This window comes from Paenibacillus sp. Y412MC10 (assembly GCF_000024685.1).
Taxonomy (GTDB): domain Bacteria; phylum Bacillota; class Bacilli; order Paenibacillales; family Paenibacillaceae; genus Paenibacillus_AQ; species Paenibacillus_AQ lautus_A.
Genome location: NC_013406.1, coordinates 3899960 through 3912195, shown reverse-complemented (window position 1 = coordinate 3912195; position 12236 = coordinate 3899960). Strand labels below are relative to the sequence as shown.

The window sequence follows — 12236 nt, the reverse complement described above, 5'->3', positions numbered from 1 at the left end:
TAAACTATCAGAATGAAGATGGGGTCATAAATTTAATCATAACGTTAGGATGATCTTTTTGGATATGAAATTCTTGTTAGTGGAAGATGATAAAACGATTGCGTCCGGTCTGGAATATTCGCTGCAGCAAGAGCGCTATTCCACCGTTATTTGCCATGATGTCGCATCTGCAAAACAGGTGCTCGCCGAAGACATCGATCAGTTCGCTTTATGTTTGTTCGATTTACAGCTTCCGGACGGAAGCGGCTATGAATTGTGCAAGATGGTGAAGGAGCGGCGTGACATTCCGGTCATCTTCTTAACCGTGATCGATGATGAGGTTAATGTCGTCATGGGGCTTGATATGGGAGCCGATGATTATATTACCAAACCTTTTCGGGTTCGCGAACTTCTTTCGCGGATCAAGTCCGTCTTGCGGAGATACCAAAAGCCGTCCCAAGTTAACAGCATCATGGATATCGATGATATCCGCATCAATACGCTGGAAGGGAAAGTGTTCAAGAACGGTGCCGAGATAGCGTTGACCGCTTTGGAATATCGCTTATTGCTCATCTTTGGCAATCATATCGGGCAGGTTCTCTCAAGAAATCAGCTATTAGAGCAAATTTGGGATGTGGCCGGCGATTTCGTGAACGACAATACGTTAACCGTTTATATCAAAAGACTGCGGGAAAAGCTGGAAGATGATCCTGGACATCCGACATTGATCAAAACCGTGCGCGGACTGGGATATAAGGTTGGTGATTAGATGCTGCGCAATCGAGAAATTAATATGTTATTGTTCGTTATGGGTTCAATCAGCCTTGCGGCGATTGTTGCAGCTCTTATGATCTCTCCTGCCGCCGCAGTGCTCGTTTTCTTTCTATCGATTTTGCTCATTGGCGGCAGCTTGTTATTTACGAAATGGAGATACCGCGAAATTGAAAAGCTGTCCGTCTATTTGCGGGAGATTAGCAGCGGCAATGATACCCTTGACGTACGGGATAATACAGAAGGCGAGCTTAGCATCCTAAAGAATGATATTTACAAAGTGACGCGCATGCTGTCGGAACACCGGTCGCTATTGCAGCGGGACAAACTTCAATTAACGAATGCCATCTCCGATATTTCGCATCAGCTCAAAACGCCGCTCACCTCCATGACCGTCATGGCGGATCTGCTAAGCGCCCCTGACCTGCCTCCGGCCAAAAGAACGGAGTTCACCCACCATATTCGCATCCAGCTTGAACGGATCGACTGGCTTGTTTCTTCTTTATTAAAGCTATCGAAAATGGACGCGAAGACCATCCCATTCAAAAAAGATCGAATACCCATGAAAAACCTTATCCAAAAGGCATTAGAGCCGGTAATGATTCCGATGGATATTAAGGGACAGACGGTTTCCATTGCGGGGAATGACGATGTCTCTTTTGTCGGCGATTTCAATTGGACTGCTGAAGCGGTTATCAATATTTTGAAAAACGGAGTGGAGCATTCGCCTGAAGGCGGTGCAATCGCCATCTCATTTTCCGAAAACGCGTTATACACGGAAATCGTCATTGCCGACAACGGAAAAGGCATTCCGAAAGAAGATTTGCCGTATATTTTCAAACGTTTCTACAAAGGAAAGAATGCTAGCGAAGGGAGCATCGGCATAGGGCTTGCGATGGCTCAGAGCATCATTGCCAGCCAGAACGGCGTGATCGATGTGACGAGCGACAGCGAGAAGGGTACGCAGTTTCGGATTAAATTTTATAAGCAGGTGATTTAGCGGCACTCCGTAAGTGACTGAATTGTCACCTCCATCGTCACTGTAAAGTCATTTTAGACAGATAAAATGATATTCATCAGAAGAACGATGGAGGTAAGACAATGCAATCGAAGCAACAGCGTAAGATTATTTTTGCTATCACGATATTTTACACCCTGTTTATTCTTTATTTTTTGTTTTTCGCTTTCGGCAGAGTAGGTAAGGCAGATCAAATCAAGGGGTACACCTTTATTTTTTTACCGGACGATTTTTTTAGGCTGCCAGGTCTATCCGACCTTCTACATCCGACGTTGATGGATTTTGTGGGTTTCGGGAACGTCGCCGCTTTCATTCCTTTTGGCATATTGATTCCGTTGTTATATCGAACCAACTTTGTTCGCTTCATGACTTTGTTCGTCCTGTCCATTCTTGTGCTGGAGACGATTCAGGCGCTAACTTTCCTCGGCAGCTTCGACATGAACGACATCATTCAGAACTCAACGGGCGCAGCCATCGGATTCGGGGCGTACAAACTTAGCTTTCGTAGAAAAAACTACTGGAGAAATATTGCTGCTTCGGGTATTTCCAGCATTGTCCTGATGCTCGGGGTGTGGGGGATCTTCGGGATGGTTGACCAAGCGTTCACCAAAGAGATGGGTCCCTTTGTGGCGATAAACGATTTAAGGAATAGTACTGGGAATCCTTCAACAGGACTCAAAACGGCCAGTTTTGAGATTGGCGGTCAAGATGTGGAACCCCAATATAATGTGTACAACATTGAAGGTAAAAACAAGGAAACGTACACATATACGTTTGGCACTAAGAAGGAGTTGTACCTTTTCTTGAATTATGGAATTCCCGATCAGCAGGATTCCCAAGGCAGCATTAGGGTTACCGCCGATGGACATGAGTACCTGACTGTATCTGTTGAAGCCGGACGCCACGAGCCGAATATGGGCTTGATTTATTTCCCCAAGGCCGATGAGCTTACCATAACCATTGAGGGAAATGTAACCCTGTGGGATGTTGGATATCAAGAGATGGTCTATCGCTGGAATTGAGCATGAAGGAGCGCTCATGCTTCCGAAGTGAGTTTTGTACGAAGTCGATTCAAGAAGTAACGCCCACAAAACTTTTTAGGAGATATGGCAATGGAAATTTTAAACATCGAGCATCTGTCTAAAATATACGGTACAGGCGAATCGGCGGTAAAGGCGCTTGACGATGTGTCATTTTCGGTTCAAAAAGGCGAATTTGTGGCCATTATCGGACCGTCCGGATCGGGAAAGTCGACCCTTCTTCATCTGCTGGGAGGCGTCGATCGACCGACAAGCGGCAAGGTTTTCGTTGAAAATACGGACATCTATGCATTGGACGAAACGCGACTGGCCATCTTCCGGCGGCGACAAATCGGACTGATCTACCAGTTTTTCAATCTGATTCCCACCTTAACGGTAAAAGAGAACATGACGCTTCCGCTCTTGCTTGACAACCAACAGGAAGATAAGAAGCAATTCGATGGGCTCGTAAAGACGCTAAATTTAGAGCATCGTTTAAACCACCTGCCCAATCAGTTATCCGGCGGACAGCAGCAGCGGGTTTCGATCGGCAGAGCGATCATCAGTAACCCTGCCATCATGCTGGCAGACGAGCCCACCGGGAATTTGGACAGCAAAAATAGCAGCGAGATCGTCGATTTGTTGAAAATGTTGAATAAAACCTATCATCAGACGCTGATTGTCATCACTCACGATGAACGAATCGCTTTGCAGGCCGACAGGATCATTTCAATTGTAGACGGAAAGATTGCCAAAGACGAGGTGATCCGTCTATGAATATTGTCTACAAACTTGCCATCCGGAATTTAAAGCAAAACAAGAGACGAACACTCGTAACCATCATCGGCGTCATCATTTCGGTTGCCATGGTGACAGCAGTCGCTACGCTTGTGTTCTCCTTCTCGGATTTAATGATCAGGCAAACCATCGCGGATAGCGGGGAGTGGCATGTCCAATATCAAGATGTTACCAAAGAACAGCTTGCGGCGATACAAGCCGATGAGGCAACTAAAACGGTTGCGATTACAAGGGATCTTGGCTTCGCTCCTTTAGAAGGGGGACAAAATCCCAATAAACCATACTTGTTCATCAAGGAGTATGATGCGCAAGGTTTCACGCAATTTCAGGTTGAACTAAGCAAGGGGCGTCTACCCCTTACGGACAAGGAAGTCGTTATCTCCGAGCCCGTTGTAACGAACGCCAAAGTGAAGTACGAAATCGGCGATCGTCTAACCCTTCGCATCGGCGAACGATTTGAACAAGGGGGCGATCATCCTTTGGATCAGACCGAACCGCTGCGTAGGGAAGAGGGCGCTTTGACGGAAACGTTGCAGCATATCGAGACAAGGGATTATACGGTGGTCGGCTACATCAAGCGTCCCGAATGGGAAACGGCTTGGTCTCCGGGTTATACGATGATCAGTTATGTCGATGAAAATATGATGGGGGCAAAAGATCACGTGAATGCAGCGGTGGTCTTGCAGAAAATCAAACCGTCCTTGTTCGCGCATGCGGAAAATGTGGCAAAGAGAAACGGCATCGAATCGGTCCAATACAATAACGACTTGCTGCATTATTACGGCTTATCCAAAAACGAAGAATCGTACAGCATGATGTACTCTTTATCGGCGATCCTGATGGCGGTCATTATGATCGGCTCGGTTTCGCTCATCTATAATGCGTTTGCGATATCCGACTCGGAACGTTCCCGTCATTTAGGGATGCTCGCGAGCGTCGGGGCTACGAAAAGGCAGAAGCGAAATTCCGTGCTTTTTGAAGGTGTCATTATTGGCTTGATCAGCATTCCGATTGGCATTCTATGCAGTCTTGCTGGGATCGGAATCACCTTTTGGTTCATGAACCCGATGATTGAAGGGGCATTATGGAGCAGTGAAAAGCTGACGGTCATCGTCACGCCGTTATCTCTCTTGATTGCCTGTGTTGTTTCGATGCTGACGATTTTCATTTCGACGTATCTTCCGGCGATCAAAGCATCCAAGGTTTCCGCTTTGGACGCAATTCGCCAAACGTCCGACGTTAAACTTACGGCGAAAGCCGTGAAAACGTCGAGGTTCATTCGCAAGCTCTTCGGCATCGAAGCGGAAATCGGATTGAAAAACTTAAAAAGAAACAAACGGAGATATCATGCCATTGTATTTTCGCTTGTCATCAGCATCGTTTTATTTTTGACGGTATCGTTTTTTACCACCGGCATGAAACAATCCCTGGAATTGTCGCAGGAAGGCGTCAATTATGATATTCAATTGTCGTACAGCAATGGAAAAAGAATAGACGACCGGTTGCTGCAATCGATTGTATCCTTAGATGGTGTAACGGATTACAACCTGATTCAAGAGTTCTATAAGCAGGCTTGGGTCGATGAAGCGTACATCGCCGATGAATTGCAAGAGATGGTTAAGAAGGATAAGGGGTTACTGCAAGGCGGAAAATACCCTTACGAGATTAAGATCCATGCATTAAACGATTTGAGTCTGCAAGCCTATGCCAATGCCGTCGGTGCAAATTACGAACAGCTTAGGGATCCGGATCATCCTGCCGCGATCGTGATGGATACAATCCGCTACCAAGATATGGATTCTGGGAGATATGTCCAGACAAAGGCCGTGTATACGAATGTCGGTCAAAATTTCGAACTAACGAACAGCTATAAAGATAATGCGGAAGAAACGAAGGTAAGCCGGGTGACCGTTGCCGCGCTGACGGATCAAGCGCCGATGGGGATGAGCGGGGCAGGCGTGGGTGGGTTAAATATGATCGTGTCGGAACACATCATGGATCAATTGGCAGACGACGAGGAGCTGGCTAACCTTCAGACATACCTCTATTTGAAAAGTACGGAGCCGATGAGAACACAGCAGGAAATCGAAGAGATGTTTGAGACCAATCTGAATGTCTACAATGTATATCAATCCAGAAAAAGCGAAGAACAACAGATTCTATTGACGGCCGTCTTTTCTTACGGTTTTATTGTATTAATCTCCGCGATTTCCATTGCGAATATTTTTAATACCATCTCAACGGGCTTATCCCTTCGTAAGCGAGAAATTGCGATGTTAAAATCCGTTGGCATGACGCCAAAGGGCTTTGCGAAAATGATGAACTATGAAAGTATTTTTTATGGAGTCAAGTCGCTGCTGTTCGGGCTTCCCGTCAGTTTCGCCGTGATGATTCTGATTTATAGGTCATTTGCGAACAGATTCAGCTACGGATTCACCGTTCCCTGGCTGAGTGTGCTTTCTGTTGTCGTCGCCGTATTTGTTATTGTCGTTTCTGCGATTATTTTTTCCAGCAGGAAATTAAAAAAGGAAAACATTATTGATGCGTTAAAGCAGGAGAATATATAGGCAGATCGAAATTGACTATCAGGAAAGCCGCATAAGTTGCGGCTTTTTTGCTTGAAGTATAGAAGTTCTCGTTATAACGCTCACCGTATTTCCTTCCTGTGTTAGACTAACCTTATACCACTTGTTAGGAGCCTGTGTGAAGATGAAGACATTCACGATCTTGTACATGGAAAACAATCAGGAAATTAGCACCTGGCCCAGAAACTTTCTATGCGGACAAGGCTATGAGGTGATCTGGAGAACAGGGCTGGACTCCCGTTCCCCTCAGATGATCGAGACGATTCGCCGCGTTAGATACCGAGTGAGAACATGAGGATGCGCACCTCGTTAATGAGCAAATACCTGGCTCTGATGATGACCGCATTGCTGCTATGGCCAGTCATTCCAGCGATGTTTTATTTACCGGGTTACCTATTCAGCGAGCATTCGATGTATCGTCCGGAAGAGATCACTCGTAGGTGGCAAGAGGAGGCCATCAAGCTGAATGGTGCAGGAAGTGCCGCGATTCATGCCAAACTAGGCGCGTTGAGCAAGGAATATCCGGAGGCGGAGATGTTCTGGGTCGACTCGTCGGGTAGAACGAATGCGATCAAGCTCACCTCGAACGATATCCCGGTGCAATGGAGTTATGAGGATATGCTCTCGCTTCAAACCCTGGATAGCAATCAGGAAGCGTTTACCTTGACGGCTCTCATCGGAAACGATCCAAAACAAGGCTTTATGGTGATGAGTCTTCCCGAATCTTATATTATATCTGCGGAAATGTCGTTTCCAGAAAACATGCCGTTAGCCATTATGTTCTTCACCGTCTGTCTATGCTTCTTGGTACTGTCATTTCTGTTCTTCGTGAATCTTCGAAAAAGATTGATTAAACTTCGATCAGCGATGAACTTAAGCGGGAAGACCGGCTTCCCGAATGAAGTCGTTATTAGCAAGGAAGACGAGATTGGAGAGCTGGAAGGCGCCTTTAACCGGATGGTCTGCGAGCTTAAAGAAAGTCAGCAGCGGGAGCGGGAGGAGGAGGAACTGCGTAAGCAATTCATTTCGAATATTTCCCACGATCTCCGGACTCCGTTAACTGTCATTCGGCAGCATGTTCATTCCGTTCGAAGTAATCCTGCTGCTTCCCAGGAACAGACGTCGCTTTCTATCATTGATCACAAGCTGGATGAAGTCGACAAGTTGATGGATAACCTGCTGTCATACTCACTGCTATCGGCGGGTAAGTATCCCATTAACATCCAATCGATCGATATCACTGAAGAAGTTCGTAACCGCGTGGCCGAATGGTATCCGATCTTCGAGGCAAAGGACTTTGATGTTGTTGTCGAGCTGCCTGATTGCCCGATCCTATGGAATGTAGACCCCATGTGGCTTCATCGGATCATTGACAATGTGTTCCAGAACGTGGTGCGTCATGCTGGAGCTGGTCGATACATCGGCATTCAAATCACGGATTATCCAAATCAGGCTATTATCGTACAAGACAAGGGTCCCGGCACTTGTAACGAGTCTCCTGAAAAAGGAGCTGGAATTGGATTGTCCATTGTATCCATGATGACCAGGGAGATGGGTTTGCAATGGGAGTTGAAGTCCGAAGCAAACGGAAGCTCGTTTTATCTTTGGAAGGATAGCGGCGGCAGCATTTAGATTACGGTTGCATGCAGTTTCTTTTTTGATCAATTACCTCGCGTAAGGCTACTTATGCAGAAATTTAACCCATTCTTAAACTTAAGGTCGCTTTACTTTTCGAATCAGAAGATAGAATGGGATATGCAAGCAGCGTTATTTAAGGAGGTAAGTTATCCAACATGAGGTATGATAACATGGGAATGTCGAAAGAGCTGCACGCGCCGTTATGGAAGAAAATGCGTCGTATATGCGGCTATGGAGCAGCCATATCGGTGCTGCCGTATCTGTTGATCAAAATCGCTTGGACTTTAGGTTTCTTCATTCCGACTGAACAAATGGGCGATGTTAGTTGGCGTGCGATCAACGCAGCTACCGTAGTGCTCGCAATGATCGGAATCCTGCTGGCGCTGGCGTTCAGCATGCCATGGGGCGAACGTCTTCCTGCTTGGCTGGTTGCCATCCCCATTTGGATGGGTACGGGTCTGCTGGTTCCTATGCTGCTCTTGGCTCCGGTACTAGGACCGGCAGCTATGACTCGGGATAAGGAGGCAGGCGCCGCCGATGTTTGGGTTTATGAACAGTTCTTCGTCATGATATCGCTGGTCGGTGTCGGCATTTGTCTGCCTCTCGCCCTAGCAGGTTACGCCAGAACACGCTGGCCGGAGGCCTTCGGCACATTCTTTGATTATCGTGATTTACCCGGGAACACTTTGAAGCTGCAGCAAACATTGGCCAAGTTTGTTGGAGTTGGCTGTATTCTACTCGGCACCATCAAGGTGTTTTGGGCTGTGGGAGGGACCTTCGGCATTGACCCGGCAAGAGTGGATGAACGCGATGTGTGGTGGCATCTGCTGACGTTTAGTACCGGAGCATGGTCTTTCGCGGGAGCGTGGGGAGCTCGGGTTCTAACTTCGGATAACGGATCGCGAAGGTTTCTCCCCCCGATGGCAACGGTGTGGATTTCGTCGGGAATGTTATTCTCATACAATCTCTTTTCCGCCATACGCACGGACTCCCAATTTTCGCCGGAGTACCCGTTGCTGCGGGTGTTGACCACGGAAGCGGGGATGATCTTGGGGATCATAATGGTAATGATCATTCTTCTAGTGCTGCACGATCGACGGCGAGTCTTGTAAACTACCCGTACCGCTGTTTTTTGTCAAACGACAAGAACATGAATACACTGAAAAGCCGCATGGTATGCGGCTTTTTTGTTTGAAGCATATAAAGTTCCTCACTCCATTACGAATCGCCATGTTACGTTATTTTTTCTGCTTTTTATAGGTTAAAGGTGTCATGTTCATTGTTTTTCTGAATTGATTGATGAAATAGCTGGTGCTGTTAAATCCTACCTGATTGGATTGGGACGTCCTGCATCATGGCTATGGTTTTGTTCTTAGCTTTGAATAGAGACGCTTCATCCAACAATACATGATATGTTAGAGGTAAACCTCGGATCCGGAATCTTCATAGAGGGAGGATAATGGAATTAGATCGCGAATCATGAGTATACGCGACAAAGTTTATGATTACAGGAGGCTGTGACATGTTGAAGCTATTCGAGTATAACTGGCAAGTTCGCCAAGATTGGTTTGACTGGTGCGATACCGTGAGCGAGGAAGAGTTGTTGAAACAACGCACCGGTGGCATAGGAAGCATTCTCTTCACACTGTATCATATCGTGACCGTTGAATATGCCTGGTTGTGCGGGGATTTGCAAGGGAAAGAGCTGGATATCCCTTCGTTCGAGGATTGTGCAAGCGTCAAAGGATTAAGAGATTATTCGGCCCGAGCCCATGCGGAAATTGCTCCCTTCGTCTACGACTGGAATGATAGCTTGGAAGATCGCATCATGGTTGACACGAACCAGGACGGGGAACATGAAAGATTTACATTCGGTGAAGTGATGCGTCACGTGATCGCCCATGAAATTCATCATATCGGTCAATTGTCTATCTGGTCGCGAGAAATCGGAAAGCAGCCGGTTACTGCAAACTTGATTCATAGAGGGTTATTCGATATAAAATGCTGATGTATTCTATTGAACGATAAACATGCCAGGGTCAGCATATGGACGAGTTCACAGCTATGCAATAGGCAAAGATGCCCGAACTGCTTATCCCCAACGAATGGCGTAAAGAACAAAAATCCTTCAGTTCTAGTATGGAACCGAAGGATTCATCTTTTTGTTCTTACTTCATCTACTTGATATCGAGCCATATCCTATTGGGTTTAGCGGTTTTTTTGTCACTCGCTGTTAGCTTACACATTGGTAGTCAAAGCTTTTCTCTTCCGAGTATTAAATCGAATATTACTGTAAAAAATTCCGCCCAGAATGATGATCACGCCAATCCACTGAGACCAGCTTATGGTTTCTCCCAGGACTAAAGAGGACATGGCGATGACAACCGGCAATTCGGATGACGTAAGAATGGTTCCCAATCCCGAACCGACATGCGGCATTCCAATCGAATACAGAAGAGGGGGGAGGACGCCGCCGAATATGCCCAGTGCCAATCCGTAAGGAATGATTCCCACAAATACATCCAAGTCGAATAAAAACGTTGGCGGAAAAACGATAAATACGGTCAATACGCCTCCCGTGGAAAGTAGGGCGCTTTTAAAAATGGGAGGGGTTTCCTTTTCAACCGATCCACTCAAAAATACGAATGCGGAAAAGGACGATGCCGCAAGCATTCCCCAGAGGCATCCCTGCCATGATAACACTATAGGTTCTTGGAATAGGATATTGGCTGCCAACACGGAACCAGCCAGAAGCAAGGCGATGGAAATAAGTTTCGTCTTGGTTGGCTTTTTCTTGTGGAATACCCACTCCAACAAGGCTCCGATCCAAACAAATTGGAACAAAATAACGATTGCTAGAGAGGCGCTTAAAGTTTGTAGGGCTTGATAATAAAATATGCCCGTTAACCCGAAGGGAATTCCAGAAAGGATAAGCTTTGAAGCTTGGATCCGAGTCAGTTTTTTCTTTTTGGTAAATAACACGGCAAGCCAACAGAGGACAACGCCGAAGAGATACTGTCCTCCGGTTACTGCGGACACGGTGAAACCTGCTGCATAGGCCAATTTAACGAAGGTGGACAAAACCCCATAACTGCAGCCTCCTAAAAAAACGATCAATGCATAGTGCCATAATTTCATCTAATCATTATCCTCCTTAGTTAAACGCAAAAAAGCCACACAAACGACCGTACGGCCTTTGCGTGGCGAAAATGGAGAGATAACTCTCCAGAAAAGTCCACATCATCCCAACTAGGTTTTAGGTAAGATATTAAGTTTCATTTAACAGTATAAAAGCATACTTTGATCCATGTCAATTACTATGTATAAAAATATTAGGGCTGCGCAACAGCCCCAATATAGATGTCAATCAAGATGATTCCATAAGTTGAATGTCTACAAGTTTGGACTTCAAATGCTCTCTGACTGAAGGATTCAGTGGTTGTAACGGAAGAGGGAGGCTGGGACTTGAAATCAAGTTATCCATTTCTGCTGCTGCAGATACTACGCGAAGACTACCATATTGGCGAAATAACGTCCAAATCGGTTCGAGCTGTTTAGAAAGGCGATTGGCTTCGTCTGCAAAGCCCTCCAAAGCCAATCGAGTCATCCTCATGCATGTCTTAGGAAATAAGCCTCCCAGCACCGAGTACCAAGCTTCACAACCTGCATTCAAGCCGGTGGCTGCAAACGGATCATTGCTTACTCCGATGGTTACGCCGGAAGGAATGAGCTCGCGGAGATGGCTTACTCGTGTCTTGGCTGCTTCAGGTTCAGACGGCACTCCAGGGATCTTGATTGAACGTACATTGGGGAGCTCAGCAATTCGGCCATGCAGTTCATCGCTAAAATGAAAATGCGTAGTCCCCGGATTATCGTAAACGCAAAGCGGGATAGAGAGTGAGCATGTCACCTGTTTATATAAGGAGTATACTTCTTCATCCGTTAATGCTTGGTAAGAAACAGGAGCTAACAGCACCGCACTTGCTCCTGCTCTTTGTGCGTCTTCTGCCAAACGAAGCACATCAGCCGTGCGCATTGCGCTTATGCTTGTCATCACGGGAATGCCCTTAGCGTAACCGACCGCAAGTTGCAAAACCCGGTAGCGTTCCTCCCGGCTCAGATAGGCATAGTTACCTGTAGAACCAAGTGCCCCGATGGAGTCTACGCCTGCTGCTGCCAATCGTTCAATTAGCTTAACAAATTCATTTTCATTAATTCCTGTTTCATTCATTGGGGTCAGTGGAAAGGCGGATAATCCATGGAACATGAAGCTACACTCCTCCAAATGTTAACTTTCATAAATAACACAAATTATAAGAATCAACTGGACTCACTTAAAGATCCAATTTCAAAACACTCAATTAGGCCAATTTATCAAAGTAATATTGGTGTGTCAGTTTCAAACAAAAAAGTACCTTGATGGAAGTG

At 46.2% G+C, this 12236-nt stretch carries 11 protein-coding genes and 1 pseudogene; 9 read left to right on the top strand and 3 right to left on the bottom strand.

The annotated features are described in order from the left end of the window. The first annotated feature begins 64 nt into the window (after nt 1-64). The 8 genes from GYMC10_RS16780 (at nt 65) to GYMC10_RS16750 (ending at nt 8920) form a co-directional block, all read left to right on the top strand. Nucleotides 65-748, top strand: coding sequence for a response regulator transcription factor (locus tag GYMC10_RS16780; RefSeq protein WP_015735612.1), 684 nt, complete (start codon nt 65-67; stop codon nt 746-748). Beyond that, a complete protein-coding gene (locus GYMC10_RS16775) occupies nt 749-1750 on the top strand; it encodes a sensor histidine kinase (RefSeq protein ID WP_015735611.1) in 1002 nt (333 codons plus the stop codon). It abuts the gene before it with no gap. A gap of 101 nt (nt 1751-1851) precedes the next feature. Then, a complete protein-coding gene (locus tag GYMC10_RS16770; RefSeq protein WP_015735610.1) occupies nt 1852-2790 on the top strand; it encodes a VanZ family protein in 939 nt (312 codons plus the stop codon). Between the two features lie 90 nt (nt 2791-2880). Next, the gene (locus tag GYMC10_RS16765) at nt 2881-3564 is read left to right on the top strand and encodes an ABC transporter ATP-binding protein (protein WP_015735609.1); all 684 of its coding nucleotides are present in this window, start codon (nt 2881-2883) and stop codon (nt 3562-3564) included. Further along, a complete protein-coding gene (locus tag GYMC10_RS16760) occupies nt 3561-6152 on the top strand; it encodes an ABC transporter permease (protein WP_015735608.1) in 2592 nt (863 codons plus the stop codon). The genes GYMC10_RS16765 and GYMC10_RS16760 overlap by 4 nt, the downstream gene beginning before the upstream one ends. Nucleotides 6153-6294: 142 nt before the next feature. Further along, the gene (locus GYMC10_RS32575; protein ID WP_015735607.1) at nt 6295-6465 is read left to right on the top strand and encodes a hypothetical protein; all 171 of its coding nucleotides are present in this window, start codon (nt 6295-6297) and stop codon (nt 6463-6465) included. A 17-nt stretch (nt 6466-6482) separates the two neighbouring features. Continuing rightward, on the top strand, nt 6483-7802 hold the full coding sequence (locus tag GYMC10_RS16755; protein ID WP_049788710.1) for a sensor histidine kinase: 1320 nt from the start codon (nt 6483-6485) through the stop codon (nt 7800-7802). 176 nt (nt 7803-7978) lie between these two features. After that, on the top strand, nt 7979-8920 hold the full coding sequence (locus GYMC10_RS16750; protein ID WP_015735605.1) for a hypothetical protein: 942 nt from the start codon (nt 7979-7981) through the stop codon (nt 8918-8920). 126 nt (nt 8921-9046) lie between these two features. On the opposite strand, the pseudogene GYMC10_RS31925 reads toward GYMC10_RS16750, so the two are convergent. Continuing rightward, nucleotides 9047-9154, bottom strand: a pseudogene (locus tag GYMC10_RS31925) (AraC family transcriptional regulator); the annotation flags it as partial. 176 nt (nt 9155-9330) lie between these two features. Here GYMC10_RS31925 and GYMC10_RS16745 point away from each other — a divergent pair. Next, nucleotides 9331-9816 carry a DinB family protein gene (locus GYMC10_RS16745; RefSeq protein WP_015735604.1) on the top strand — a complete coding sequence of 162 codons (486 nt, stop codon included), beginning with the start codon at nt 9331-9333 and terminating at the stop codon, nt 9814-9816. 230 nt (nt 9817-10046) lie between these two features. On the opposite strand, the gene GYMC10_RS16740 is transcribed toward GYMC10_RS16745, so the two are convergent. Together GYMC10_RS16740 and GYMC10_RS16735 are read right to left on the bottom strand one after the other, a co-directional pair. After that, a complete protein-coding gene (locus tag GYMC10_RS16740; RefSeq protein WP_015735603.1) occupies nt 10047-10946 on the bottom strand; it encodes an EamA family transporter in 900 nt (299 codons plus the stop codon). Nucleotides 10947-11175: 229 nt separating this feature from the next. After that, on the bottom strand, nt 11176-12075 hold the full coding sequence (locus GYMC10_RS16735) for a dihydrodipicolinate synthase family protein (protein ID WP_015735602.1): 900 nt from the start codon (nt 12073-12075) through the stop codon (nt 11176-11178). Between the last annotated feature and the right edge of the window lie 161 nt (nt 12076-12236).